This is a genomic window from Xenorhabdus sp. BG5 (assembly GCF_015163665.1).
GTDB lineage: Bacteria > Pseudomonadota > Gammaproteobacteria > Enterobacterales > Enterobacteriaceae > Xenorhabdus.
Genome location: NZ_JADEUG010000041.1, coordinates 1 through 26,498 on the forward strand (window position 1 = coordinate 1; position 26,498 = coordinate 26,498).

Here is a 26,498-nt window from a genome sequence, read left to right on the forward strand (position 1 = left end):
GTCTTACCAAAGCGAGGTAAACGCTGATAAAAGAGGCCGCCTGCCTCACGGTTTTCACGAATACGCCGGTAAATTGTGGTATGGCTGAGTGCTATCTCCGGACATTCTAGCTGCATTCTGTAGCCAATATTCTCCGGTGACCAGCCCATTAATAAGCCCTCAGACATAATGTGCTCGTGTCGGGCATGGTGTTTTCTAAACTGAAAAGCGGTCTTTTTTCGTTTATCTTTCACTGTCTCTGCGGACTCAGCACAATATTGTTCACCGGGGGTATTGCGTTTCAGTTCACGTGAAACGGTACTGGTGTGAACGCCAATGGCTTCAGCTATCTGATATTGTGGAAATCCCTTGTTATGTAGGGCTTGAAGCTGATATCGTTGTCCTAGAGTCAACTGTCGATACTGTCTGATTTGTTTATGCATATCAGGCTACTATTTCTGGTGTGAGAGCTGTGAAATTTATCACAGTTGACTCCCCCTTTTAATATCTCACCTGTTGCACTTCATATGTTAACTCAGCTTCTTGACCATAGTAGCGCTTTATATGCTGAATATATTGATAAGAGATTGCGAGAACTGAGCACTCTTTCACCGGATAAAAAATTGCAAAGGAAGCAGGAAGATTTATCATTTCTTGAAAGTGAACCGCATTCGATTCGTGCAGTATTTCAAAGAAAAAAAATCAGAGAAGATTATTTCTTAAGAGAAATAGATAATCAATTAGTCACTACGTTGGACGTAACCCGAAAAGATGAAAGAGGCTTTATTGCCTTACAACGTTATTCTAAATAAAGATAGGAATCGCAGCGAGTATGATAAAGTTGATGCCATTTATATTATTACCACTCACTTTGTGCCTAACAGGGTGTGACTTTTTATCTAATGCCATTTCGGACTCTTGGCAAACTTATAAAGATAATTCTGAACCATTTTCACCTCCTGAAAACAATCAATGGATCACAGTTGAAGGTGTTATTCCTCCGAATACTACTCCTATTTTGAAGAGAAGATATATCTCAAATAAATGTTTGTCTACTCACAATACTGCTGGAGGAGCGATTTATCATACTCCTAGGCATCAAGGGGATGACGTTAATATTTCAGTAAACCCCACAACTGGTTATTTTAAGGAAAAAATACCTCTTCAAGGGGGTGGCTGGTGTCAATGGCACATCAATACTATTGTATTCGTTATTATGTACACTGACGTTAATCATTTAATAAAAGATGCTGTGCCCTACACTGGAACAGGTATAACGATTTATATCAATGACTCAGAAAAGCCTAAGGAGATGAAAAAATTCACAAATTATATTAATTATAAACCAATCATTTATCCTTTTCTCCGAAAGGATTATGATACGCCCAATCAAATAGGATTATATGGAGAATCAGGTGGAACAACTTCGTTCGGGTTAAGTTTGATTCCTGGAAGTGAATGGAAAATAACCTACATGCCCACTTTGGATGAAACTAAAATGCCCAAAATAATTGTTTCAGAAAACCCTCCGGGAATATATCCTCGAGGAAATGCAAGAGTTGAATATCCAGATGGAAAAATAGATTTAAACAGAGATTCCATTGATTATTGGAAAATAAATAATACATCACAATGGGAATAGTTATAAATATCTATTAAACCATCTCAACATCAGAAGCTAACGTAATTTATTTATAGCTTCTGATGTTGGAACTGACACCAATCACTCATAACCGAATTTTTCATACATGAGGTTCAATATAGCAAACAAATCCGTTATTTTATTAAATGACACCATCGAACATGGTGAAAGAGTCATTGTTGCTGTGGGGCTACAATTACAAAGGTATTCCTGTTACCGGACTAGGTTCCAGTGAGCTTAGCCTGTATTAATAAACCAAAAGCCGCCTACATCGTCGCAAGCGGCTTAAAGAACCTCAAACAGAAGAGAATATTCAATCGTTCACATTAAACCGCAACTCCCCTTCCAGCTCATCTTCGGCTTCTTCAAACAGCAATATTAGCGCCGCAAAGCGCGTTCTTTTTTGCGGTGTCACGTGGATAAAATTAATCTCAACGGGTAACTGAATATAGCCAGTCACTGCATCCCACAGTGCATCCAGGTTGGCACCAAAATCATCCCCAAGATCGAAACGCTGTTTGAATTCATCATAGAAAGCGTTCAAATCAGGGAGTTGGTTAAAGTCGAATTCCACCTTTTTCATGCCATTACTCCAGTCGGGTAAAACTGTTGTAGTGATCAACCGTTAGATAAATAAAGCCATCATTAGAATAAAGTAACCTGTCACTTCCTCTGTGCCCACACCGATAATTGACATCCGCTTCAAACCAGTGGCGGCCGGATTTTGTCGGTAATTTATTCTCACGGTTGGAGAATTTATCACCACCAATCGCTCTGCCCGGCAATGCTTCACATAAATTACCTGCACGAGCGCTCCAGCCAAGGCGACGGGCCTGTTTCTTTGTGATGTAATAGTCTGGCAATGTGTGATGCTGGCGCAGATAGTCCGCAACACGGTTTTGTTCAGTCAGAACATCAATCTGTTCTTCCTCTGAACTGGCAAAGGCGGTATACATGACAGCCAGAGCCAATAGTACCGCCGCCAGGATGCTCTTTTTCATGATGACCTCAAGCCATTCGCTCTAGTGCTCAAAAAATTATCAGGCGGTGCCACCTACAGTCAGGTTATCCAGTTTCAACGTGGGTTGACCAACACCCACAGGTACACTTTGGCCTTCCTTACCGCAAACACCTACACCTTTGTCGAGAGCCAAATCATTGCCAACCATCGAAATTTGTTGCATGGCTTCAATACCCGAACCAATCAAGGTCGCACCTTTTACTGGCTTGGTGATTTTGCCGTTTTCAATCAAATAGGCTTCAGAGGTTGAGAAAACAAATTTACCCGATGTGATATCCACCTGACCACCACCGAAATTCGGTGCATACAGCCCACGATCCACACTAGCGATGATTTCTTCTGGTGTGGAATTCCCCGCCAACATGTAGGTATTGGTCATACGTGGCATCGGCAAGTGGGCATAGGATTCTCGGCGGCCGTTACCCGTCGGAGCCACGCCCATCAAGCGAGCGTTGAGTTTATCCTGCATGTAGCCTTTCAAAATGCCATTTTCGATCAGGACATTGTATTGCCCTGGAACGCCTTCATCATCAATCGCCAGTGAACCACGGCGCCCTTCAAGTGTGCCGTCATCCACTACGGTACAGAGTTCTGAGGCTACTTTTTGCCCAACCTGACCAGAGAAAACAGAAGTCCCACGGCGGTTAAAATCCCCTTCCAGACCGTGCCCCACCGCTTCATGTAGCAGAACTCCCGGCCATCCAGCACCCAATACGACAGGCATAGTGCCCGCAGGTGCTGCAACCGCTGACAAGTTGATCAGTGCCATGCGAACCGCTTCACGCGCAAATTGCTCTGCCAGAATCTGACCATCTTCGGTACGCAGGAAATATTCGTAACCATAACGAGCCCCACCACCACTGCCGCCACGCTCACGCTTACCGTCTTCTTCCACCAATACACTGACAGAAAGGCGTACCAATGGGCGAATGTCTGCGGCCAATGTACCGTCAGTCGCCGCCACCAGCACTTGTTCATAAACGCCCGTCAGACTGGCACTCACTTCTTGTACACGGGGATCTTCCGCCCGTGCAATGTGATCAACGCGATGCAACAAAGCAATTTTTTCTTCCCGACTCATGCTCTGCAAAGGATCAACGGCCGGATAAAGTGCCTGATGCGTCACTGCGCCTAACGTGTGCGAGATACCATTACCCACCTCCCGTACAATGCTGCGCGCAGCCTGAGCGCTTTGCTGTAACGCATTCAATGTGATCTGATCTGCGTAAGCAAAACCCGTTTTTTCTCCACTGATCGCACGGACTCCCACGCCTTGATCAATATTATAGGAACCATCTTTGATGATGCGGTCTTCCAATACCCATGTTTCATGATAACTGGCTTGGAAATAGAGGTCGGCATAGTCCAGACGACGCTCCGCCAATTGACCCAGAACCGAAAATAAGTCTTGATGATTCAAATTATTAGCAGCCAGTAAATGTTCACTGACATAAGTTAAACTCATATTGATTACTCTTTTATCTTAATTTGTATTCTTTTTTATCAAAGAAGTCAGTTGTGGACGGAAGCGATTGTGTTTCACCACTTTTATCTGCTCACGCATGTGAGTCAAACTATCCCGACGGATATTAAGCTGTAATGCGCTAACGGTCAGAGGATTTTTCTTAATAATTTCTCCCCAGCCACTGACCGCCATAGTGTGTCCCCATGTCCTGCGAGTGCCGTGTACACCAACCTGTGCCGGTGCCAAAATAATACATTGATTCTCGATAGCACGGGCTCTCAGCAAAGGTTCCCAATGCGCCTTACCCGTCAAGCGGGTGAAAGCAGCAGGGACGGAGATAAGCTCTGCGCCCTGTTCACGTAATGCCTGAAAAAGTCCGGGAAAACGCAGATCATAACAGATAGTCATCCCCAAGCGGCCAACGGGTGTATCAACAACGGTAATATGTTCCCCACGCTGGTAAATAGTGGATTCATTATAGGCACCATGTTCATCGTTGATACTGACATCAAACATGTGGATTTTGTCGTAACGTGCCCGAATTTCTCCTTGATCATCAAACAGCAAACTACTGCTTGTGATACGTGAGGGATCTTCCCGACTGATCAGCGGCATAGAACCAATCAGCAGCCAAACACCATAACGTTGTGCCATTTCGCTCACGGCCTGTTGTAATGGCCCACGTCCCTGCGTTTCTGCATGTGCGCGGTAGGTATCAGCATCAGCGAATAACAGGGCATTTTCTGGTGTCATAACCAGTTTTACTGTCTCTGGTAATTGCCTAATCTGTTGTTCAATTTGCGCTAAATTATGTTTGACATTCGTACCACTGCATAATTGTAAAAGTGCAACATTGGCGTTTTTCATGGCCCTTTATTCTCCTTAAGCTGACGTATAACTTCATCAATTTTAGGCTGTTCGAGGCTGCCCGTTAACCGATAGCGAATCACCGATATCTTGCTCCAGAGGGGCCTCAGTGCTTTTGTTGCGGCAAAAATTGCCGCGCCAGCCACAGGATTGACGGCAAAGGCCGTTGCAACTCCCACCGTTGTCGAAATTTCTGGCGTAATGACCAGTGCCATATTGATCTGACGATGAACTAAATCTGTCCGCCCTGTAGCATTGATGTCCGCTGCCAATCCATCAATAAGAAAGTTATCGGTATACACGACCCCATTTTTTACCGTTGCGTCACCACGAATGGAATCAAAGTTGAAATCATTACTGAATGTGTCACTAAAATCCAACTGTAATTTACGCAACAACGCATCAAAACTGATAAGCCTGAATAATTGTCCAGCCCTACCACCGCCCAATTTGGCGATAGCACCTTTTTTCATATCTCCAGTCAGCGTGCCGTTCAGCGTTTTGAGATCTGGCTGCCACGGGACATTTTGCCATTTCAAATTGAAATCAAATTTGAAAGGCGCATCCACAATCGGAACGATAAAGCCCAAATAAGCGGCCATATCATCAAATTTTTCGCCTGATAACTGTCCCTTGATATGGCTATAACTTCCAGTATGGTTTTCATACCAACGCCCAGATAATGTCAGATTTCCAGCACTGTTCTCCATTCGCCCATTAGTCAAAATCAGGGAATCACCTTCTGGCCTGATCGATCCAGTGACTTTGCCGAGTTTTAATCCGCCAACCCAGCATTCTGCGCATTTGACATCCAATACAGGCCAATTGTTCAAAGCATAATGGGGTACTGGCGTCTTATCTGGCATTAACCTTTTGTCATCAACCGACGAATCTGTCGCAAATAGAGGATCATAATAAAGGTAATTAATTGATGCCTGCATCGGCTTATGTTTTGCAATCAAAAGGCTGCCATCAATCTCTTTCCCCTTTGCATTCACGGTTACTTCACCATTTTGTTGCATGACATCGAATGCGAGCTGATTCCAACGCTGTCCAGCAAGATCCAGTGCAGGCAATGAAATTTCAAATAGACTTGGCCACAGCGAACCAGTATCTTTCGAGGGCTTCCAATGCAAAAGTTCAAGCAACGCCAATAATTTTTCACCATCAATGGCAGGCAAGTTTAAGGCCAACAATGATTTTTTCGGCAGAGCCGGAATACCCATATTATCGGTCTGAAAAATACCTCGCTGCAATTTGGTATGGTCTTCTTCCAGCCTCCATTGGCTATTGAAAGCATATCGCTTGCCCATTACTCCTTTGATCTGGAGTTGGTTCATATCACCTTCAGCATGGAGATTAATCTTATTCCATTCCCGCAGAGATTCTGTGTCCAATAGAGGTAATTTACTGTACAAATGTGACAAATCTGCATTAACTGCCACACGGTATTTTACGTCACTGTTTGTCTCACCAGAAGGTATCGTAACATTGACGTCCCCCTGCCAATTCAGCCCACCAGATAGCTTGTTGCGAATCTCCGTCGGAAGTTCCGGTAATGCCTTGGCCGCCCAATGTGAATCCAGTTTCACATCAACCTGATAATGTTTTAGTAAATCCTGGGTAGAAAACTTCAGGGACAAGGGATTTCCTAGCCAGTGAGCAGATAATGTCTCACTTTTTAACTTGCCATTATCAAAGCGAAATTTGCCATTGAGGTGCGCCATCTCGCTATTCAATGGCTTAATGAACAGATGGGTATCTTTCAGTGCCACTTCTCCACTCGCCACAACTTTCCCATGCTGCAAGGGAATATCCATATGGAGTTTTCCATCCACCTGGCCGTTAAGCTGTAAGTTCTCTAGTGCACTGCCAATCGTATCTGCCATCGGGCTGTGGTTGAAATAATCGTGAATACTCTTTCCATTCCCAGAGAGTGCCGCATCAATCAACAACTTATGCTTACCGTAATCTGGGATCGCTGCCGAGACGTGATTCGCCTCCACTTTTCCCAAATGCGCTTTCTGTGCCAGCATCCACAATCCATTGTTTTGGAAATTCAGATCGATATTCAAATCAAACAGCGTCGGCCAATCGGGTTGGTATTGAAAGGTGGCATGGCGCAACGGCACAAATACCTGAAATTGACCGTTATTCTGTTTAAACGGAAAATCATGAGGATCACCATGAAAAATCAGGGTCGCATTATCGACCTTTCCCTTAATCAAGGAAGCGGTCAAATAGTCTGTCAGAGATTCCCCCATCAGTGGCTTGGGAAAATAGCGCCAAGCTTCACCCAAGTCATTGGCTCGAATTCCCGCTAACATGGCTAAAACTGGGGGTTTGCTGTGAGGTTTTAGGTAATGGAAATTCCCATTGAGCCACAGCGATTTGGCCTGCAAATCCAGCCCCTGGCTCCAGACTTTCATGCCATTTTGATCATTTTCCCAAGATACCTGCCCTTCGCTGCGGGTAATCTCAAGCGGAGCCTGAAACATATTGCCATAATCAATGATGCTATTTTTCAGTGCAAGATTGAGCTTTCCCCACTGCTTATTTCCCTCTAACCTGCCACTGAAATGGTTGATTGAAGGCAGTTCCTTCCAACGTAACCAGCTTACATCCTGCCATTTCAGGCGAATTTCCATATCATCGGGAAGCGCTGGTGTAATATCGAGGGCAAAATGGTTAATCATCCCCTTGGGCTGTCGGTGCTGCCAATCCTTGACCGTATCCGGTGTTACAAAAGAGAGTATCGGTAATATCCCATTTAAATATTCAAGCTGGATATTTTCAGCACGAATACGCCAATGATCATTACCCTGATATTGCTGTGACTGCTTAATATACAGTGTCGCAAGCTTCCCTTCAGGCCACTGTAGCTCGTCAGTTTTCAGGCTTGCCAGATTTGGTACTTCAAACAACCACCCTTCACCCTGGCGACGCATTTGCACAAGGAAGTCACGCACTTCAAGCCGATGTTTTTCATTTTCGACATGCCAATTGGCTCCACCGTGCCTAAGCTGCAAACGCCCACTATCAATCCGCCCATTCTTCAAAGTAATCCAGCTAGCTAGACTGAAATGGGCATTATCCAACCCTGTGTTATCCCTTAACCAACGGCTTAACCACAGTCGCATGTCGATATCATCGGCCTGCAAATAAACGGTGCCATTATCCAGAATCCCATCGCTATCTTTCAGGTCAAGCTTTACCTGAACAATACCTTCTTGCCCATTAAGCGAAGAGAGGCTTACGCTGCCTTGTGCCCGATGGCGGTTATCTTGATTCAGCCAGGTTAGCTGCGGTAATAGCAAATCGGCTTTTTCACCCGATGGCGTCAAAAAAGTCAATCGGCTGTCATGCAAATCAAAATGATTGAATTGTTCAAGAAACAGGGTAGAGAGGCTATCCGGCTGAGAAAACCTGTTTTCGCCCTCTGCACCAAACAGAGCTTTATCGTAATTTATCTGAAGCTGGTAAAAGGACAGATCACGAAAATGCCAGCGCCGTTGTAACAGTGAGCGCCAGACATCCAAAGAAAGCATAACCTTTTTGGCGTGAATATCGACATCTGCTGTTTTCGCGCTGATATCACGGATTTCCAGACTAGGGCCAAAAGGTTCCCAATGACCTTTTATGTCGCCAATAGTGACAGGAATGTTTGTTACGTCAGCAATTTTTTCGACTAATTGCTGACGATATTCATTGATGTGTGGCAGGAAGAAACGCAACCCGCTGACAAGCAAAGCCACAATGATAATGACTATTGCGGCTGTCGCTAATAGTATCCCCGGCAGTCGCTTCACGCATTTCTCCTTGGTTGCCAGCGCTATTTCTCTACAAACCGTCTTCTACAAACTCGCACAAGTCAGTCTTCACAAACTAACGGCTTGTGTTACATCATAATGACGTCAAATTGCTCCTGAACGTAACGCTGCTCTGTCTGCACTTTGACCTGCTTACCCACAAAAATTTCCACCTCGGCCAATGCGTGGGATTCATCCCCTATTAGGGCTTCACTAACGGCTGGCGAGGCATAAACCAGAAAACGCGCAGCATCAATAGCACGGTTGACGCGTACAATTTCACGCAAGATTTCATAACAGACGGTTTCGACGGATTTTACCGTGCCACGTCCCTGACACGTTGGACAATTATCACACAAGATATGTTCGATACTTTCCCGTGTACGCTTGCGCGTCATCTCAACTAAACCCAATTGTGAAAAACCATTGATGGTGGTTTTCACCCTATCTTTGCTTAAGGCCTGTTCCAGGGAAGCTAATACTCTGCGACGGTGATCTTCATTACCCATATCAATAAAATCAATGATAATGATGCCGCCCAAATTGCGGAGCCTTAATTGTCGGGCGATCGCTTGTGTTGCTTCGATATTAGTATTAAAGATAGTCTCATCTAAGTTGCGATGCCCAACAAAAGCACCGGTATTAATATCAATTGTCGTCATGGCTTCTGTCTGATCAATGATCAAATAACCGCCTGACTTTAATTCGACCTTACGTTCCAACGCCCGTTGAATTTCATTTTCCACGTCGTACAGATCAAATATCGGTTGGTTTCCCTGATAATGTTCCAGTTTAGCGTTCATTTCAGGAATATATTCATCAATAAATTCCTGCAATTGGCTAAATGTTTGGCGGGAATCAACCCGAATTCGATCAAGGGAAGCACCAACAAAATCACGTAAAACACGCTGCGCCAGCGCTAATTCACCATAGACCTTGTTTTTGGTGATATTGCGTTTCTTACGTTCAATCACTTTACTCCACAGGCGCTTCAAAAATTCAGCATCCTGCGCCAGTTCTTCTTTTCCCACTCCTTCAGCGGCCGTGCGGATAATAAACCCCCCATGCTCATCACAATACTCCGTAACGATGCTTTTTAGGCGCTCACGCTCTGCTTCACTCTCTATGCGCTGTGAAACACCAACATGCGATGCTCCCGGCATAAACACCAAATAACGTGACGGTAAGGTAATATCCGTTGTCAAACGGGCACCTTTTGTCCCCAGAGGATCTTTCACTACCTGAACAAGTAAATCCTGCCCCTGACGCACCAATTCAGCAATGTCCCTGACATGGAAATTCTTCCGTTCTTCGCCAGCAATACACTCAGTATGGGGCACGATATCCGAAGCATGCAAAAAAGCGGCTTTCTCCAGCCCAATATCGACAAAAGCCGCTTGCATACCAGGTAAAACCCGGCTCACACGCCCTTTGTAAATGTTTCCGGCAATGCCCCTTTTGGCTTCCCGCTCAATATGAATTTCTTGTAAGATACCGCCATCAATATAAGCAACCCGCGTTTCGGATGGTGTTATATTGACTAATAACTCTGCTGTCATGAATAGTCCTTCCCATCAGCTAACGCTAAAAATCGTGTGATTAATTCATACGTTTCCACCAGTGGTAAGCCGACAACAGCGTGGTAACTGCCATTAATTTTTCTGACAAAACAACCGCCTTTACCTTGAATGCCATAAGCGCCGGCTTTATCCATTGGCTCCCCAGTTGCAATATATTCCTGTATTTCCCGTTGGGACAACTGGCGGAATATCACATCTGTAATGACTATCTCACTCAAGGTATGTTGATTGTTCGATAAAGCAACAGCCGTCATCACCTGATGGCACTGACCAGACAAACCGTTAAGCATTTCCACAGCGTGTTGCTGATTTTGTGGTTTTTCCAAGATGCAGTTATTCAATACAACGATGGTATCCGCTCCCAGAACGGGGTGATCGTGAGGTGCAATGGCTACGCCAGCCTGTGCTTTCTCTCTGGCTAATCGAGTAACATATTGCTGTGGAGACTCCCCTTCATGCCATTTTTCTTCGACCTGAGGTGCCAGGATTTCAAAGTTAAAATCCAATAATTTCACCAGCTCATGCCGTCTTGGGGAGCCAGAAGCTAAGTAAATGGTTTTCATCGAGAATAATCCTTAGGAGTCTATCCCATCAGCTATTTTTTGTTATATACCTTTGCTTTTTAAATACAGAAATCCACTTTAACGGACTGAACATTGACGACGGATTTTTCGCATTAATAAGAATAGCCAAGGCCAGAGAATACCATTGACCACCCCATTCCAGAACACTTCTGGATGAAAGAGGGTCTTGAGTAACAAAGCATGGATCAGAAAAACACAGAGGTTCATCAAGGTCGAAAGCCCGACCACAACCAGGGCTTGCTGCCAAAGCGCCATATTGCGGATAAGCTGGAATTTGAATGCGACCAGAAAACTGATAATGCTAAATGCCAGAGCATGTGCTCCCAAAATACTGCCGTGCAACAGATCAGTAATAATCCCCAAGACAAAACCAGTACCAACGCTGACACGATGAGGAAGCGCAAGCAACCAATAAACTAAGCACAGCATCAGTAAGGTAGGCCGAAACATAAAAAACTGCTCCGGCCACGGCATAATCTGTAGCACTATTGCAATCAGGAAAGATAACCAAATAACCCAGAGTCCTTGGCTATGGTATTGACTCATTGACGATTTCCTGTAGCTGGTAATGTCGGTTTTTCCGCTGAGACTTCTGCTGATTTTGGTGCCAGCAACTGCGGTGACTCATTTGATGGATTTGGTAACACTTGCGGTAACATCTGCATCAAACGTTCATTGGCAGCGCGGTATACCTCCGAAGGTGGCAATGGTTCAGAGGGATCGTTATCCCCCCCCCACAATAGGAGTAAATAGCGCAAGCGCCGCAATTCAGCCAACGGACGGGCATGAATTACCGCATGAGCCCGCTGGTTATCAATTTTGACAGAAGAGACCACGGCCACAGGATAACCTTCGGGAAAACGCCCTCCCAGCCCCGATGTCACCAATACATCACCTACGCGGATGTCTGTATCACTGGGTAAAGGTTCCAGCAGGAGATCATCCGTACACCCTGCTCCACCAGCGATAACACGAATGTCATTACGCAGTACCTGCACAGGAATTGCATGAGAGGGATCGCAAATCAACAATATCCGGCTGCTCAACTGGCTCACGGCAGTCACTTGCCCCACAACACCGCGATCACTGATAACCGGCTGCCCTTCGTACACGCCATCCTTCGCCCCTTTATCAATGACAATTTGATCGCGGTATGGGTCCATTCCCCCAGAAATCACCTGCGATACCATCATGTGTTCATCATGACGCAGCGGCGATCCCAGCAGTTCACGTAAACGGGAATTTTCTTGTTTCAGTTGCCCTAACAGCAGCAATTTGCTGTCCTGTAAACGCAATTCATTACGCAGGGTTCTATTTTCCAGCTCAAGATGATTACGGCTAACGAAAGATTCTGAGATGCTGTCCAAAAACTGGCGCGGTCCGTTGGCAAGAAAATAAAAAGGACTCACAGCCGTATCCATGTAGCTACGGACTTTATTGAAAATACCAAGGCGACTGTCTACCACCATCAAAATAATGGCAATAATGATAGCAAAAAAGAGTCGTAGTTGCAGAGAAGGCCCTCTGCTGAAAATCGGCTTCATAAATGGCGTATTGTCGAGCTGTGTTGTCTCATAAATGATAAAACTCCAGTACAATCAGCAAGGAGGCCCCAATAAAACACGTCCACCTCCCAGCTCACAGAGTTACTTTCAGTCTTCGCTGAACAGATCGCCACCATGCATGTCGATCATCTCCAGTGCCTTGCCACCACCGCGGGCAACACAGGTCAGTGGATCTTCAGCAACAATGACAGGAATGCCGGTTTCTTCCATCAGCAGACGATCAAGATTACGCAGCAAAGCACCACCGCCAGTCAACACCATACCTCGTTCAGAAATATCGGAGGCCAATTCTGGTGGACACTGTTCCAGAGCGACCATCACGGCACTCACAATACCCGTTAATGGTTCTTGCAGAGCTTCAAGGATTTCATTGGAATTCAGGGTAAAACTGCGAGGTACACCTTCCGCAAGGTTACGGCCACGCACTTCGATTTCTCGCACTTCATCCGTTGGATAAGCAGAACCAATTCCATGTTTAATGCGCTCTGCCGTTGCTTCCCCAATCAGGGAGCCATAATTGCGGCGAACGTAGTTGATGATAGCTTCATCAAAACGGTCACCACCAATACGTACAGAAGAAGAATAAACCACCCCATTAAGGGAAATAACCGCAACTTCAGTGGTTCCCCCACCAATATCAACGACCATTGAACCCGTTGCTTCGGAAACCGGCAAACCAGCACCAATAGCCGCCGCCATAGGCTCTTCAATTAAAAATACCTCTCGTGCTCCTGCACTTTGGGCGGATTCACGGATGGCACGACGCTCAACCTGAGTCGCACCGACAGGTACACAGACCAACACGCGCGGGCTTGGACGCATGAAACTGTTATTGTGAACCTGCTTGATAAAATGCTGTAGCATCTTTTCAGTAACATAAAAATCAGCAATCACCCCATCCTTCATTGGACGGATAGCAGCAATATTACCCGGAGTACGTCCCAGCATCTGTTTTGCTTCCAGCCCTACTGCTGCAACGCTTTTTGGTGAACCGGCTCTGTCCTGGCGAATCGCAACGACAGAGGGTTGATCCAATACTATTCCTTGACCTTTGACATAAATAAGGGTATTGGCAGTACCCAAGTCAATGGACAAATCGTTGGAAAACATGCCACGAAATTTCTTTAACATAACGAAAGGATAATCCTGCAAGCTGGGGACGGAGATTGTCCGTCTACTCTACCAACCACATGAAGCAGCGACAAGGCGCATAATTAACTACTTTTACTACTTCAATAAAAGTGGCCACGTTATTCACATCAGAAATACGATATTCTACGTTACTTTTCTCTAACGGAGCAGAAAAAAACTGCATAAAAATGGGTTAATTCAGCTAATACACCAAAAAACAACATGACAAAGAAAGTCCCAAGGCGAAATAGTTCATGAATTATAAAAACAATAGATGAATTTAGTGAGATATCACAACATTGTTGCCTTCCTATTTTCAGTGCATCAGGTTTTATCTATATCGGTTTTATCTATACCAATCCAACTTCAAGTTGCGGCTTGCAAATCAATGTGATTGTTAATATCTCCCCGCTACGCGGGGGAGATATTAAGACGCATCTTGAAAGGCGATTGGTATATATTGTAGTAACGCAAAACTGTCATGATGCAAAATTGTGGTAATACCAGAATCGTGGTAATGCTAAACAGGTAATAATGTCAGATAGATACCTATCAAGAGAGGATGATCATGAAAGCTTTATTACTAGAACAACACGAAACATTATCAGCATCCATTCAAAATATTGATGTATCTCAATTACCATCGGGTAATGTGATCGTTGATATCCATTGGTCAACACTCAATTACAAAGATGCCCTGGCTATCACCGGCAAAGGGAAGATTATCCGCCAATTTCCGATGGTGCCAGGGATCGATTTTTCTGGTGTTGTCCATCATTCCGAAGATCCCCGTTTTCACGTCGGACAACATGTTTTGCTGACTGGCTGGGGCGTAGGAGAAACGCACTGGGGTGGGCTGGCAGAACAAGCGAGAGTCTCTGGTGAATGGCTAACCCCCTTACCGCTCGCATTAAGTACCCGACAAGCGATGATCATCGGCACGGCGGGTTTTACTGCCATGTTATGTGTCATGGCGTTGGAACAAGGGGGTGTCACACCGGAAAGCGGAGAAATCGCCGTGACGGGAGCCAGTGGTGGAGTGGGCAGTACGGCAATAACCTTACTGTCACAACTGGGCTATTCCGTCACTGCAATTAGCAGCAAGCCCGACAGTCAAGATTACCTGATCTCGCTGGGAGCAAAAGCAGTTTTGTCCGCCAGTGACTTCAACCAGCCATCACGTCCATTAGAAAAACAACGTTGGGCCGGTGTAATAGATACCGTTGGTGGCACGATATTGGCTACCTTGCTGGCACAAATGCGTTACAACGGTACAGTAGCCGCCTGTGGCATGGCAAGTGACAGTCAACTCCCCACGAGTGTAATGCCGTTTATTCTGCGTAATGTTCGTTTACAGGGTGTGGAATCTGTCACTGTCCCAGCTTTGAAACGCCCTGCCATTTGGCAGCGTTTGCAAGCGCTACTGCCAGATTCCTTTTATCAGCAAGCCGCTAATGAAATTACATTAGAACAGGTGATCGAACACGCCAATAAGTTGATAAACAATCAAATTACAGGCAGAACAGTGGTGAAAGTGCGCTGATAAGACCAGTATTTAGCTGCTAAATGCCACGATATGTTTATAATGTCGGGCTTTATCGTCAAATTTACAATTCTCGCTATCAGAAAGAGATGACAAACCGTTGACATCGGGTTATCTTGGACGATTGTTGACAGATTGCCGGAGATACCCGCACAATGGCAGACAAGTTTCGCATTTTACTCTTGAATGGCCCTAACCTGAACCTGTTGGGAACACGAGAGCCAGAGACCTACGGCAAGTTAACGTTGGATGACATCGTTAACAGACTGTCAAAAGAAGCTCAACAATCGGGGGCTGAATTATCCCATCTGCAATCCAACGCAGAATCTGAACTAATTGAGAGAATTCATTCTGCGCGGGGCAATACAGATTTTATTTTAATCAACCCTGCGGCATACACGCACACCAGCGTGGCATTGCGCGACGCACTTCTGGCGGTAGGTATCCCATTTATTGAGATTCACCTTTCCAACGTGCATGCCCGCGAACCATTCCGCCACCACTCATATCTTTCCGATATTGCAGTCGGCGTCATCTGCGGATTGGGAGCGGATGGTTACAGTTTTGCATTACAGGCAGCGGTCAACCGCTTGTCAACATCCAACTAATTGACTTAAAAGTACGGAACCACACTTATGGATATTCGTAAGATAAAAAAATTGATCGAGCTGGTTGAAGAATCTGGCATTTCTGAACTGGAAATTTCTGAAGGTGAAGAGTCAGTACGCATTAGCCGAGCAACGACAGCCACAGCAATACCTGTGACCCAGCAATATATTTCTGCACCTGCTCAGCAGCCAGTGCAAGCCGCTGCACCAGCCCCAGCCGCCGCTGACAAACCGGCTGAGATCAGCGGTCACACCGTTCGCTCTCCGATGGTTGGTACGTTCTACCGTTCACCAAGCCCAGATGCGAAACCTTTCATTGAAGTCGGCCAGCATGTTAATCAGGGCGAAACCCTGTGCATCGTGGAAGCGATGAAAATGATGAATCAGATCGAAGCTGACAAAACTGGCGTAGTAAAAGCGATTCTGGTCCAAGACGGTCAACCTGTTGAATTCGACGAGCCATTGGTCGTCATCGAATAACGAGGCGCACCCCATGCTTGAAAAAATTGTCATTGCTAACCGCGGTGAAATTGCACTGCGTATCCTGAGAGCCTGTAAGGAACTTGGGATCAAGACTGTGGCTGTGCACTCTGCGGCAGATCGTGACCTGAAGCACGTCCTGCTGGCGGATGAAACCGTCTGCATCGGCCCGGCCGCCTCAGCCAAAAGCTACCTGAATATTCCTGCCATTATCTCTGCGGCAGAAATCACTTGCGCACAGGCAATCCATCCGGGTTATGGTTTCCTGTCTGAAAACGCCGACTTTGCCGAGCAGGTCGAGCGTTCTGGCTTTATTTTCATTGGCCCGAAAGCGGACACTATCCGTTTGATGGGGGATAAGGTTTCCGCTATCAACGCAATGAAAAAAGCGGGCGTCCCTTGCGTCCCTGGCTCTGATGGCCCATTGGGTGACAATACTGAGAAAAACAAGGCCATTGCAAACCGCATCGGCTATCCGGTGATCATCAAGGCATCGGGCGGCGGCGGCGGTCGTGGTATGCGCGTCGTACGCAGCGATAAAGATCTGGAACAATCCATCGCCATGACCCGCGCAGAAGCCAAAGCCGCTTTCAACAACGACATGGTATACATGGAGAAATTCCTTGAAAACCCACGTCACGTTGAAATCCAGGTCTTAGCCGATGGTCAGGGCAATGCACTCTATCTGGCTGAACGTGACTGCTCCATGCAGCGCCGTCACCAGAAAGTGGTGGAAGAAGCACCAGCACCAGGCATCCCACCAGAACTGCGCCGCAGCATTGGTGAACGTTGTGCCAATGCCTGTATCGAAATCGGCTATCGCGGAGCGGGTACATTTGAGTTCCTGTATGAAAACGGCGAATTCTACTTTATTGAAATGAATACCCGTATTCAGGTTGAACATCCCGTGACTGAAATGATCACTGGCGTTGACTTGATCAAGGAACAGTTGCGTATCGCCTCTGGTATGCCACTGTCCATCAAACAGGAAGATGTCGAAATCAAAGGTCATGCGATTGAATGCCGTATCAATGCCGAAGATCCGAAAACCTTCCTGCCAAGTCCGGGCAAGATCACCCATTTCCACTCACCGGGTGGGTTTGGTGTGCGTTGGGAATCCCATATCTATGCGGGATACACCGTACCGCCTTACTATGACTCCATGATCGGTAAGTTGATCACTTACGGCGAAACCCGTGAAGAGGCTATTGCACGTATGAAGAATGCACTGGCCGAGTTGATCATTGATGGCATCAAGACCAATATCGATCTGCAACTGGCAATCATGAATGACGAGAATTTCCAGAAAGGCGGAACCAATATCCACTATCTGGAAAAGAAATTGGGCTTACATGATAAGTAAGGTTTCTTTGACGCTTATTTAGCGTTTGTTGCTTTGAATAAAATCCCATCTTTTATCGGTGGGATTTTTTATATTCCCCCCTATTGTTTCATGTAACTTACCCGGAGAACGAATGGACGGACGATTTGTTCAATCCAACAAAGAAGCACGCTGGGCGATATTCCTGACATTGGCCTATCTTGTTGGTTGGCTGCTGTGTGCTTATTTACCCAGTGATGCCATCGGCTTAACTGGGTTGCCTCGCTGGTTTGAACTGGCTTGCCTGCTGCTACCTGCCTTATTTATCATCCTTTGCTATTTGATGGTGAAGTTTATATTCAAGGACATTTCACTGGAGGATAGTGATGCAAAGTGAAGTCATTCTGCCTCTTGTAGGATATCTGGCATTAGTGTTCATACTCTCAATCTATGCTTATCGCCGCCGACAAACAGGCGAATTCCTCAGTGAGTATTTTCTTGGCAACCGCTCAATGGGGGGGTTTGTACTGGCAATGACCATTACCGCAACCTATATCAGTGCCAGTTCCTTTATTGGTGGCCCTGGCGCCGCTTATAAGTACGGTATCGGTTGGGTATTGTTATCACTGATCCAACTGCCTGCAATATGGCTCTCACTTAGCGTATTGGGGAAAAAATTTGCGATCCTCGCCCGCCGTTATAATGCGGTCACTCTCAACGATATGCTATATGCACGCTACCAAAGCCGCTTTCTGGTCTGGTTTGCCAGTATAAGCCTGCTGGTGGCCTTTATCGGTGCTATGACAGTGCAATTCATTGGCGGTGCTCGTTTACTGGAAACCGCCGCCGGTATCCCTTATGACACAGGGTTATTGATTTTTGGCATTTCCATCGCCCTCTATACTGCATTTGGCGGTTTTAGAGCCAGCGTCCTCAATGATGCCTTACAAGGATTAGTGATGTTGCTGGGAACCGCGTTATTACTGGCTGGCATTATCTATAAAGCCGGCGGATTATCAGCAGCAGTGACGACACTGCGCACTATTGACCCTAATCTGGTTTCTCCTTATGGCGTCGATAATATCCTCACAGGGCCATTTATGGCGTCTTTCTGGGTACTGGTTTGCTTTGGTGTTGTTGGGCTGCCACACACCGCGGTGCGCTGTATTTCTTATAAAGACAGTAAGGCCGTTCACCGTGGTATTGTGCTTGGCACACTCGTAATGGCATTCCTGATGTTTGGTATGCATCTTGCGGGTGCCCTTGGCCGAGCCATCATTCCTGATCTGACGATCCCCGATCAAGTGATCCCAACTTTAATGATCACGGTACTGCCTCCTGTTGCTGCCGGTATTTTTCTGGCTGCACCAATGGCGGCGATTATGTCCACCATTAACGCCCAATTACTGCAATCTTCGGCCACTATCGTCAAAGATCTCTATTTAAACCTGTTTCCACACCAGATCAGCCAGGAGAAAAAACTGTCACGCATCTCCAGTTATTCCACCCTATTTTTAGGGGCATTACTGCTACTGGCAGCGTGGCGCCCACCTGAGATGATTATCTGGCTGAACCTGCTGGCGTTTGGTGGACTGCAAGCCGTTTTTCTCTGGCCACTGGTGCTGGGATTATATTGGGAAAAAGCCAATGCCCAGGGAGCGATCAGCTCAATGCTGACAGGGGCAGCAAGCTATACTTTGCTGGCAACTTTCAATATCCAGCTGCTTGGTTTTCACCCCATCGTGCCATCGCTATTGCTGAGTTTACTGGCATTTTGGCTAGGAAATAAATTCGGCGTGGCTTGCTCTAAGCGATTACATTTCACACAATAACGTGATTCACAAAACGAGAATTATTTATGCCTTGGATACAATTAAGATTAAACACCACGGGACAACAAGCGGAAGCATTAGGCGATGAGCTGATGGAAAGTGGCGCAGTATCAGTCACCTTTCAGGATAGCCACGACACCCCGATTTTTGAGCCTCTGCCGGGCGAGACGCGTTTATGGGGTGATACCGATGTTATCGGCCTGTATGACGCTGAAATGGATATGAAAGCGGTTGTCAGCCAATTGGAGCAACTTCCACAACTGGGTAAAGGTTTTATCCACAAAATTGAACAACTGGAAGATAAAGATTGGGAACGAGAGTGGATGGATAACTTCCACCCTATGCGCTTCGGGAAGCGTCTGTGGATCTGCCCTAGCTGGCGCGAAGTACCTGAACCAGAGGCCGTCAATGTTATGCTTGACCCTGGTCTGGCCTTCGGCACGGGTACTCATCCGACTACCTCCCTTTGCCTGCAATGGCTGGATGGCCTTGACCTGACAGGTAAAACCGTGATCGACTTTGGTTGCGGCTCAGGCATATTGGCTATCGCAGCGCTGAAACTGGGCGCAAAACACGCCATCGGTATTGATATCGACCCACAAGCCATTCAAGCCAGCCGGGATAACGCCGAACGTAATGGTGTATCTGACCAATTAACCCTTTACCTGTCCAAAGATCAACCTAAAGACCTTGAATGCGATATCGTGATTGCCAATATTCTGGCAGGTCCTCTGCGTGAACTTGCTCCTGTCATCGGCTCACTGCCTAAATCGGGTGGATTATTAGGCTTATCCGGTGTTCTGGCCAGTCAGGCTGACGGGGTAGCTCAGGCCTATGACAATGAATTCATTATTGATCCAATAGCTGAACAAGAAGAATGGTGTCGTATCACAGGGATTAAAAAATAATCAACTGATACCTATTGAAAAGCGTGATTATCCACTAAAATGATCCCCCAGGAGGTCAATTAGTGGTAATCCGCTCTGTTTATGATTAGAAATATAAGTAATAACAAATTTCAGCAATAAAATGTAACTATTTGTTATTTAACAGTAATCAACCAAATTTAAAAAAATCAACTGGAAAAAATCCGTTATAAATGTCGATTCGCTCAAAGTTTGGCCTTTCATATCTTGTGAAAAATGCGTAATATACGCGCCCTTAGTCACAGTTGACCACTCTTTCTTCGTCTATGCGTATCGGACAATACCAGTTGAAAAACTGTCTTATTGCGGCTCCTATGGCAGGCATAACAGATCGCCCATTTCGATCTCTTTGCTACCAGATGGGAGCAGGAATGACAGTCTCAGAAATGCTTTCTTCCAATCCCCAGGTTTGGAAGACGGATAAATCACGGCTGCGTATGGTTCATAGCGACGAACCCGGAGTGCGTTCTGTACAAATAGCCGGTAGTGATCCCGATGAAATGGCGGCGGCAGCGAAAATTAACGTCGCTAATGGCGCTCAGATCATCGATATCAATATGGGGTGCCCAGCTAAGAAGGTGAATCGTAAGCTGGCAGGCTCTGCATTACTGCGTTATCCAGAACTGGTTGAAAAAATCCTTTCTGCGGTAGTCAATGCAGTTGATGTGCCTGTCACTTTGAAGATCCGCACAGGTTGGTCACCGGAAGAACGTAACTGTGTAGAAATTGCCCAATTGGCCGAACGTTGTGGTATTCAGGCTCTTACGATACATGGCAGGACGCGATCTTGCCTGTTTAATGGTGAGGCCGAGTACGACAATATTCGGACAGTTAAGCAGACTGTTGCCATTCCAATTATTGCCAATGGCGACATTACTGACCCGCTAAAAGCCAGAGCAGTGCTTGAATACACTGGGGCTGATGCCCTGATGATAGGCCGTGCTGCTCAGGGAAGACCCTGGATCTTTCGGGAAATCCAGCATTATCTGGAAACAGGAGAATTGCTGCCACCGATGCCCCTTGGCGAAGTGCAGCGTTTAATGAGCGAGCATGTACGAGAACTGCATGATTTTTACGGTCAAGGCAAAGGAGTTCGTATTGCACGCAAGCATGTATCTTGGTATCTCAAGGAACATGCCCCTGATGACCAGTTTCGGCGCACATTCAACGCCATAGAGGATGCCAGCGAACAGCTGGAGGTGTTGAAGGCATACTTCGAAAATTTTTGCGTAAATAAAGAAAAGAGCTGACAGAACTATGTTCGAACAACGCGTAAATTCTGATGTACTAACCGTTGCTACTGTAAATTCACAAGATCAGGTAACTCAAAAACCTCTGCGTGATTCAGTTAAACAAGCACTGAAGAACTATTTTGCTCAACTGAACGGTCAAGACGTTAATGACCTGTATGAGCTGGTACTGGCTGAAGTAGAACAGCCCCTGTTGGACATGGTGATGCAATACACCCGTGGCAACCAGACTCGCGCAGCACTGATGATGGGAATCAACCGTGGCACTCTGCGTAAGAAACTGAAAAAATACGGCATGAACTGATCCTAGTCCAGTAACATGTTGTTGAAAAAGCACTTTCTCTTTTAGGGAAAGTGCTTTTTTCTTTTTTGTTTATATAAATGTTTATACACGGAAAAAGGCTTATATCCACTGGGTAGTTGCGAGTAAGCAAAGGGAAAACTTGAAAACAAATAAAAAGCCATGAGAACAAGAAACACGTCTTTGTTATCTCAGGGCTTAAAATTTCAGAGGGTGACTTTTTGTCTGATCAAGATGCTAACGGCTTTCTGACAGTTCTTTCAATAAGCTGACCATCACGATCAAAATAGCGGCTAGGCCAAATTTCTGAAGGGTGTATTCCGAGGTAATTTGCAATAATCCACTCGCCTTTAGGCCACGGGCGTGACAGCGTGTTTGCTAATGTAGAAGAACTCAGTCCTGCTTCACGGGAGACTGCCGCCAAGGTTGTACCACGCTTACGCAATGCAGCGATAATATCGGCGGAATGCCAGTCGTTTTGAACATTTATCATTCCTGCTACCTCTTCCATTGATTGATGGGGGCGATTCAGACAGGGTTTGCAATACCGGGAACGATCAGCCGGCGAGGCATAAGCCTCCCCTGCCTGAACCACCATTGAAAAGGCGATAGCAGGCACACTGGTAGAAATTTCCTACCAGTGGATCGTTCTAACAGGGTTGCAAATCCCTGACCATTAGATTTTGCTAATGGCATGATTACTTTAACTGATTAGTTTATCTGACTCAATAACTGAATCACTAACACCAACCGTTAATTCAGCGTCAATTCAACACATTAAGTCATTTTTCTGGCTTTATTGGCCGCCCAGTCATCCACTTCTTCTACTATCCATAACATAGAATGGATACCCAATCTGCGAGGTTTGGGGAAATTTCCCTGCCTAATCAAATGGTCGATTTGTGATTTTTCTAGCCTGGCTTTTTGCATTACATAGTCCAGACGAATAAAAGTCAGAGTTTCCATCATTTCAGATCTCCCTGACTGTAAACTCGTTCCACATAACGCCCACGACCATCACCGTGACCCAAATCCATTGATACCAATGCTCGTGCTTCCCGACGACTAAAACCATTCTGTTGGTAAAAACTCAGTGCATCCTGCGCCCACGCATACCGCAAACTATGGGGAGAATGGCAACCTTTTAAACCAATCCTTGTGGTATGTGTTCGCCAATAGTTCATGGCTTGCTTGAGATCCGGTTTATCAATCAACCTACCACCCCGTTGTTCTGCAATAGCAATTGCCTGCTCGACAGCCTCTTTCACAGCAGCAATATCCAGCACACGAGTTTGCCTTGGCCTACCGCCTTTTGTACCGAAGACAACATGTAGTTTCGGCTCTGGTTGCTCTAACTGTTTCCGCCAGCTTTTCAATGAAGCACTACACTGCACCGCTTCCTGAGAACGTAACCCCATCAAACGGGCAAGTTTCAGTGTGACGGCAAATCCGGCATCACGCTCAAACGCTTTCTGATAAACAACCTGAAACGTAGCATCAGGGATCGCCTGCTTCGTTCCTGCGCGGCTGGTTCCACTTAATCCCAATGCCTGACTGCTCAAACGCGGAGAGGTTTCCAGTTTCTCCCGGCCTACCATACGGAAAATATTACGCAGCGCAGACATTTCATTTTGCACAGTACGTTTAGCAACCCCCTGAGATAAACGGGTATCAACGTAATGCTCCACATGCTTGGTTTTTAAATGACTGAGACTTTTAACCTGAATATTCAGGCTCAATAACAACGCACCCAGACGCCCTGCAATCCTAATACGGTCATGACAGGTTTTGTGGCTGCCACCACCCTGCCGGGCAAAAAACTTTAATTCCTTAATCAATCGGCTCATCTGCTTCTCCCTACTTATACCTGACAACATGCAATCTCTGGCGCGTGACAGTGTTGACAAAACAGGAAATGCCTGCTCCGTTCTTGACGGATATCTGTGCGCCAGAGTGAACGCGGGTTGAGGTATTGCGGGGTATCGGTTAAGTACGCTGTACTGCCGCCTGCATAAACAGGTCATCCCCACTGGCAAAAAGCCAGCCTCGATATCGTCAAATTCTCCTTAATATCGTCAAATTCTCCTTTTGATACTTTTTCAATCTATAAAATGCAGTGTCAGATTCACACTGCGCTGTTAAGCAGGCATAAGCCTGTATCGTCATGTTGTCCTTTTGCTGTGGCGTCACTTTCAGCGGTAAGCCTGCAAAAAGTGACGCCTTAAACCCCGTAAACGGTCAGCAAAAGTAGTGCGAGCGTTGTAGTGCCAGTAGGCACAGAAAAACGCCGCAAGGTTAAGTTTCAAACGGTAGCAATGAGCTAATTATTTAGGTGTAAAAAAGCTGTTCGCTAAATATTTCAAGCAGACATAGCTAGACATGAACTGGATACGCGAAAGCAATCCTGCTCATTGAAGTGAAATGAAGATCAAGACGTAGCTTAATCCCATTGGGCGAAAGGCTATCACCTAACGCTAATGTGAAAAGTAAGCGAGCACGTGTTTCAGCCCACTTGAAGTCAAATATAAAATAAGAGTGGATCTTCCCCACCCTGAAGCCAGCTACGAAAGGCAATGGAAATCATAACATAACGCGCCTAAGTACCGTTGTACTCTATTAAACCTTCATCGCCGAACTAGAAACGATATCTGCTTCCAAAGGTGCGCAGATGTACCGCAATTCTTGCTCTCCCTTTCAGGCTACAGGAGTTTTTCTAGTAGCGCTTCCTCTCAGACTGTTGGAAGCATTGGTGACCATCGGAGATGGTGATTGAATGATATACCTTAGCGGACTCTTTTATCTGTGACAATAGAACCAAAATATATTAAAGCGAAAATGATTGTAGGTATACCTCCATTACACTACCCGAAAAAACAGTCTTCGAAGCTGAAGAAGAGCACTGGCATTACTGGGCTGTGGTGCCACGCTGACGTTGACATTTACAAATAAGTGAAGAATACCGGTGATAATATTAATATCGTGTACAGCAATGTCATCCGACATTCCGCACTGCATTCGTAATTTATTGTTTTAATTAAAAATTGATCAAAATTCATTCAGAAAGTTAAAAATCAGCATATTAAAGATGTAGCTTCAGAATGACGTTAACCACTGCCACCAAGAAGAATATTTGGTTATATACCTATCGTAATTGAAGATGCTTGATTTTTCATTCTTATCAGATCAAGATGGCACCCATGAAAATTACTCTGACAGATGCCCAAAAAGAAGCCCTCGAATTGATGCACGATACGACTCGCGATGGGCGAGTACGTGACCGCATCAAGGCGGTGCTTTTGGCCTCAGAAGGGTGGACTGCCCAGATGATTGCGCAGGCTTTGCGTATTCATGAAAGCACGGTGAGTCGCCATCTGAAGGATTATTTCTCTGAGGAAAAACTCGCTCCTGAAAATGGCGGCTCTGAAAGCCGGTTGTCTGCTGAACAAACAACAGAATCAGTTGAGTATCTGACAGCAAATTTGATGCACACGACTGCGCAAATTGTCGCCTGTGTCTGGGCGCGCTGGCAGGTTACTTTCACGGTAGCTGGGATGACAAAATGGCTTCACCGTCAGGTGATTCAGTTACAAAAAGCCGATGGGAACGCCTCATAAATTCGATGTGGGTAAACAGCAACAATTTATTGAGGCCTACCACGCGCTGAAAGAAGCTTGTGGCCAAAATGAACCTATTTTGTTTATTGATGCCGTGCATCCTACCCAGTCCACAAAATTAAGTTACGGCTGGATGAAGAGCGGAAGGGAGCATGTCAAAGTGGTCGAAACCACTGGCAGTCGTACTCGGCTTAACATGATGGGTGCACTCAATTTGCAACGAATTGAAGAGACCATTATTCGTGAATATCCGGCGATTAATGCAAAAAATGTCGTCCTTTTTTTCGGCGCAATCCGGGAAACCTACCCACTTTCGCAAAAAATCCACATTGTTCTGGATGGAGCGGGTTACCACCGTTCTGAAGTTGTTCAATTTTTTGCCGAAGTGTTGAATATTGAGTTGCACTACCTGCCCCCTTACAGCCCTAACCTAAACCCGATTGAGCGATTATGGAAGTCCGTGAACGAGCAGGTACGAAACAATATCTATTTTCCGGATGCCAAAACGTTCCGTGAAACACTTCATCATTTTTTTCAGGTCACATTGCCAGAAAAAGCCAGTGAACTCATTACCCGGCTAACTGATAATTTCCAGATTCTAAAACCGGCATCTTCAAGTTAATTGCGTATAGATCGTCATACTCGAGATTCTCTAAAGTTTTAATTCAAAAATTTTATGTGAATGCAAGAAACATTATCACTTTAAAACATCACATTATAAATAATAATAACAATAATAATAATTTTATTACTAAATTAACTAACATAAGTATTTCCCACAAGTTAGGTACCCCCATATACAGTTAGTAACTAATAAAAAAATCAAAAACAAACAATTAAACAAAAGTAATATGAATATGATATAAATCATAGTAAAAAACCGCCTTCATAGAAGGCGGCTTTGATTTCGCCCCAGAGGGGCGCTATTAGTTCAGACTCTGAGAGCCTTCACTTCACATCCCTTTTAACGATAATTGATT

25 protein-coding genes and 1 pseudogene are annotated in these 26,498 nt (G+C 45.6%); 12 read left to right on the forward strand and 14 right to left on the reverse strand.

All coding sequences use genetic code 11. The features are described from left to right. Positions 1-422 (reverse strand): helix-turn-helix domain-containing protein (locus IQ209_RS16020; RefSeq protein ID WP_193852234.1); only part of this gene is annotated, 422 nt, incomplete at its 3' end. 84 nt (positions 423-506) lie between these two features. Here IQ209_RS16020 and IQ209_RS16025 point away from each other — a divergent pair. Further along, the gene (locus IQ209_RS16025) at positions 507-791 is read left to right on the forward strand and encodes a hypothetical protein (RefSeq protein ID WP_193852235.1); all 285 of its coding nucleotides are present in this window, start codon (positions 507-509) and stop codon (positions 789-791) included. Positions 792-811: 20 nt separating this feature from the next. Next, the gene (locus IQ209_RS16030; protein WP_228005932.1) at positions 812-1,621 is read left to right on the forward strand and encodes a hypothetical protein; all 810 of its coding nucleotides are present in this window, start codon (positions 812-814) and stop codon (positions 1,619-1,621) included. A 313-nt stretch (positions 1,622-1,934) separates the two neighbouring features. Here the strand turns inward: IQ209_RS16030 and IQ209_RS16035 are convergent, their stop codons facing one another. From IQ209_RS16035 to mreB, 10 genes are all read right to left on the reverse strand, one after another. Further along, positions 1,935-2,204 carry a barstar family protein gene (locus IQ209_RS16035; protein ID WP_193852236.1) on the reverse strand — a complete coding sequence of 90 codons (270 nt, stop codon included), beginning with the start codon at positions 2,202-2,204 and terminating at the stop codon, positions 1,935-1,937. A 4-nt stretch (positions 2,205-2,208) separates the two neighbouring features. Then, positions 2,209-2,622 carry a ribonuclease domain-containing protein gene (locus IQ209_RS16040; protein WP_193852237.1) on the reverse strand — a complete coding sequence of 138 codons (414 nt, stop codon included), beginning with the start codon at positions 2,620-2,622 and terminating at the stop codon, positions 2,209-2,211. A gap of 39 nt (positions 2,623-2,661) precedes the next feature. Then, positions 2,662-4,107 (reverse strand): metalloprotease TldD, encoded by a 1,446-nt coding sequence (gene tldD / locus IQ209_RS16045; protein ID WP_193852238.1) that lies wholly within the window; start codon positions 4,105-4,107, stop codon positions 2,662-2,664. A gap of 18 nt (positions 4,108-4,125) precedes the next feature. Beyond that, a complete protein-coding gene (gene nit1 / locus IQ209_RS16050; RefSeq protein WP_193852239.1) occupies positions 4,126-4,974 on the reverse strand; it encodes a deaminated glutathione amidase in 849 nt (282 codons plus the stop codon). Then, a complete protein-coding gene (gene yhdP / locus IQ209_RS16055) occupies positions 4,971-8,783 on the reverse strand; it encodes an AsmA2 domain-containing protein YhdP (RefSeq protein ID WP_193852240.1) in 3,813 nt (1,270 codons plus the stop codon). The genes nit1 and yhdP overlap by 4 nt, the downstream gene beginning before the upstream one ends. 89 nt (positions 8,784-8,872) lie before the next feature. Then, positions 8,873-10,342 (reverse strand): ribonuclease G, encoded by a 1,470-nt coding sequence (rng, locus tag IQ209_RS16060; protein WP_193852241.1) that lies wholly within the window; start codon positions 10,340-10,342, stop codon positions 8,873-8,875. Next, a complete protein-coding gene (locus IQ209_RS16065) occupies positions 10,339-10,926 on the reverse strand; it encodes a nucleoside triphosphate pyrophosphatase (RefSeq protein ID WP_193852242.1) in 588 nt (195 codons plus the stop codon). The genes rng and IQ209_RS16065 overlap by 4 nt, the downstream gene beginning before the upstream one ends. Before the next feature lie 78 nt (positions 10,927-11,004). Continuing rightward, on the reverse strand, positions 11,005-11,493 hold the full coding sequence (gene mreD, locus IQ209_RS16070; RefSeq protein ID WP_193852243.1) for a rod shape-determining protein MreD: 489 nt from the start codon (positions 11,491-11,493) through the stop codon (positions 11,005-11,007). Further along, complete coding sequence (gene mreC, locus IQ209_RS16075) at positions 11,490-12,491, reverse strand: rod shape-determining protein MreC (protein ID WP_193852253.1); 1,002 nt, start codon at positions 12,489-12,491, stop codon at positions 11,490-11,492. The genes mreD and mreC overlap by 4 nt, the downstream gene beginning before the upstream one ends. 108 nt (positions 12,492-12,599) lie before the next feature. Beyond that, on the reverse strand, positions 12,600-13,643 hold the full coding sequence (mreB, locus tag IQ209_RS16080; RefSeq protein WP_099142737.1) for a rod shape-determining protein MreB: 1,044 nt from the start codon (positions 13,641-13,643) through the stop codon (positions 12,600-12,602). 568 nt (positions 13,644-14,211) lie between these two features. Here mreB and IQ209_RS16085 point away from each other — a divergent pair. From IQ209_RS16085 to fis, 9 genes are all read left to right on the forward strand, one after another. Beyond that, positions 14,212-15,186 carry an MDR family oxidoreductase gene (locus IQ209_RS16085; RefSeq protein ID WP_193852244.1) on the forward strand — a complete coding sequence of 325 codons (975 nt, stop codon included), beginning with the start codon at positions 14,212-14,214 and terminating at the stop codon, positions 15,184-15,186. Between the two features lie 155 nt (positions 15,187-15,341). Beyond that, positions 15,342-15,794 (forward strand): type II 3-dehydroquinate dehydratase, encoded by a 453-nt coding sequence (gene aroQ / locus IQ209_RS16090; RefSeq protein ID WP_193852245.1) that lies wholly within the window; start codon positions 15,342-15,344, stop codon positions 15,792-15,794. Positions 15,795-15,821: 27 nt separating this feature from the next. Further along, positions 15,822-16,274, forward strand: coding sequence for an acetyl-CoA carboxylase biotin carboxyl carrier protein (accB, locus tag IQ209_RS16095; protein ID WP_193852246.1), 453 nt, complete (start codon positions 15,822-15,824; stop codon positions 16,272-16,274). Positions 16,275-16,287: 13 nt separating this feature from the next. Beyond that, positions 16,288-17,637: an acetyl-CoA carboxylase biotin carboxylase subunit gene (accC, locus tag IQ209_RS16100; protein WP_193852247.1), complete on the forward strand. Its 1,350-nt coding sequence runs from the start codon at positions 16,288-16,290 to the stop codon at positions 17,635-17,637. Between the two features lie 112 nt (positions 17,638-17,749). Beyond that, positions 17,750-17,992, forward strand: coding sequence for a YhdT family protein (locus tag IQ209_RS16105; protein ID WP_193852248.1), 243 nt, complete (start codon positions 17,750-17,752; stop codon positions 17,990-17,992). Further along, positions 17,982-19,427 (forward strand): sodium/pantothenate symporter, encoded by a 1,446-nt coding sequence (gene panF / locus IQ209_RS16110; protein ID WP_193852249.1) that lies wholly within the window; start codon positions 17,982-17,984, stop codon positions 19,425-19,427. Before IQ209_RS16105 ends, panF begins: the two co-directional genes overlap by 11 nt. 26 nt (positions 19,428-19,453) lie before the next feature. Continuing rightward, entirely contained in the window at positions 19,454-20,335 is an 882-nt protein-coding gene (gene prmA / locus IQ209_RS16115; RefSeq protein WP_189759122.1) for a 50S ribosomal protein L11 methyltransferase, read from the forward strand. Positions 20,336-20,619: 284 nt separating this feature from the next. Then, a complete protein-coding gene (gene dusB, locus IQ209_RS16120) occupies positions 20,620-21,603 on the forward strand; it encodes a tRNA dihydrouridine synthase DusB (RefSeq protein ID WP_189759140.1) in 984 nt (327 codons plus the stop codon). Positions 21,604-21,610: 7 nt separating this feature from the next. Then, a complete protein-coding gene (gene fis, locus IQ209_RS16125) occupies positions 21,611-21,907 on the forward strand; it encodes a DNA-binding transcriptional regulator Fis (protein ID WP_010847912.1) in 297 nt (98 codons plus the stop codon). A 226-nt stretch (positions 21,908-22,133) separates the two neighbouring features. On the opposite strand, the gene IQ209_RS16130 is transcribed toward fis, so the two are convergent. The 3 genes from IQ209_RS16130 to IQ209_RS16140 form a co-directional block, all read right to left on the reverse strand. Continuing rightward, positions 22,134-22,397: a helix-turn-helix transcriptional regulator gene (locus IQ209_RS16130; RefSeq protein ID WP_193852254.1), complete on the reverse strand. Its 264-nt coding sequence runs from the start codon at positions 22,395-22,397 to the stop codon at positions 22,134-22,136. 284 nt (positions 22,398-22,681) lie between these two features. Then, a complete protein-coding gene (locus tag IQ209_RS16135; RefSeq protein WP_193852250.1) occupies positions 22,682-22,873 on the reverse strand; it encodes an AlpA family transcriptional regulator in 192 nt (63 codons plus the stop codon). After that, entirely contained in the window at positions 22,870-23,751 is an 882-nt protein-coding gene (locus IQ209_RS16140; RefSeq protein ID WP_193852251.1) for an integrase domain-containing protein, read from the reverse strand. Before IQ209_RS16140 ends, IQ209_RS16135 begins: the two co-directional genes overlap by 4 nt. 1,350 nt (positions 23,752-25,101) lie before the next feature. Here IQ209_RS16140 and IQ209_RS16145 point away from each other — a divergent pair. Beyond that, positions 25,102-26,140, forward strand: a pseudogene (locus tag IQ209_RS16145) (IS630 family transposase). The last annotated feature ends 358 nt before the right edge of the window (positions 26,141-26,498 follow it).

Bases quoted from the DNA above. Each gene is read 5' to 3' on its own strand.
- IQ209_RS16065 (WP_193852242.1), bottom strand. From the start codon at position 10,926: ATGAAAACCATTTACTTAGCTTCTGGCTCCCCAAGACGGCATGAGCTG.
- fis (WP_010847912.1), top strand. From the start codon at position 21,611: ATGTTCGAACAACGCGTAAATTCTGATGTACTAACCGTTGCTACTGTA.
- mreD (WP_193852243.1), bottom strand. From the start codon at position 11,493: ATGAGTCAATACCATAGCCAAGGACTCTGGGTTATTTGGTTATCTTTC.
- IQ209_RS16085 (WP_193852244.1), top strand. From the start codon at position 14,212: ATGAAAGCTTTATTACTAGAACAACACGAAACATTATCAGCATCCATT.
- IQ209_RS16030 (WP_228005932.1), top strand. From the start codon at position 812: ATGATAAAGTTGATGCCATTTATATTATTACCACTCACTTTGTGCCTA.
- IQ209_RS16140 (WP_193852251.1), bottom strand. From the start codon at position 23,751: ATGAGCCGATTGATTAAGGAATTAAAGTTTTTTGCCCGGCAGGGTGGT.
- rng (WP_193852241.1), bottom strand. From the start codon at position 10,342: ATGACAGCAGAGTTATTAGTCAATATAACACCATCCGAAACGCGGGTT.
- IQ209_RS16025 (WP_193852235.1), top strand. From the start codon at position 507: ATGTTAACTCAGCTTCTTGACCATAGTAGCGCTTTATATGCTGAATAT.
- panF (WP_193852249.1), top strand. From the start codon at position 17,982: ATGCAAAGTGAAGTCATTCTGCCTCTTGTAGGATATCTGGCATTAGTG.
- IQ209_RS16105 (WP_193852248.1), top strand. From the start codon at position 17,750: ATGGACGGACGATTTGTTCAATCCAACAAAGAAGCACGCTGGGCGATA.
- nit1 (WP_193852239.1), bottom strand. From the start codon at position 4,974: ATGAAAAACGCCAATGTTGCACTTTTACAATTATGCAGTGGTACGAAT.
- tldD (WP_193852238.1), bottom strand. From the start codon at position 4,107: ATGAGTTTAACTTATGTCAGTGAACATTTACTGGCTGCTAATAATTTG.
- IQ209_RS16130 (WP_193852254.1), bottom strand. From the start codon at position 22,397: ATGATAAATGTTCAAAACGACTGGCATTCCGCCGATATTATCGCTGCA.
- accB (WP_193852246.1), top strand. From the start codon at position 15,822: ATGGATATTCGTAAGATAAAAAAATTGATCGAGCTGGTTGAAGAATCT.
- IQ209_RS16035 (WP_193852236.1), bottom strand. From the start codon at position 2,204: ATGAAAAAGGTGGAATTCGACTTTAACCAACTCCCTGATTTGAACGCT.
- aroQ (WP_193852245.1), top strand. From the start codon at position 15,342: ATGGCAGACAAGTTTCGCATTTTACTCTTGAATGGCCCTAACCTGAAC.
- mreB (WP_099142737.1), bottom strand. From the start codon at position 13,643: ATGTTAAAGAAATTTCGTGGCATGTTTTCCAACGATTTGTCCATTGAC.
- mreC (WP_193852253.1), bottom strand. From the start codon at position 12,491: ATGAAGCCGATTTTCAGCAGAGGGCCTTCTCTGCAACTACGACTCTTT.
- IQ209_RS16135 (WP_193852250.1), bottom strand. From the start codon at position 22,873: ATGATGGAAACTCTGACTTTTATTCGTCTGGACTATGTAATGCAAAAA.
- dusB (WP_189759140.1), top strand. From the start codon at position 20,620: ATGCGTATCGGACAATACCAGTTGAAAAACTGTCTTATTGCGGCTCCT.
- prmA (WP_189759122.1), top strand. From the start codon at position 19,454: ATGCCTTGGATACAATTAAGATTAAACACCACGGGACAACAAGCGGAA.
- IQ209_RS16040 (WP_193852237.1), bottom strand. From the start codon at position 2,622: ATGAAAAAGAGCATCCTGGCGGCGGTACTATTGGCTCTGGCTGTCATG.
- accC (WP_193852247.1), top strand. From the start codon at position 16,288: ATGCTTGAAAAAATTGTCATTGCTAACCGCGGTGAAATTGCACTGCGT.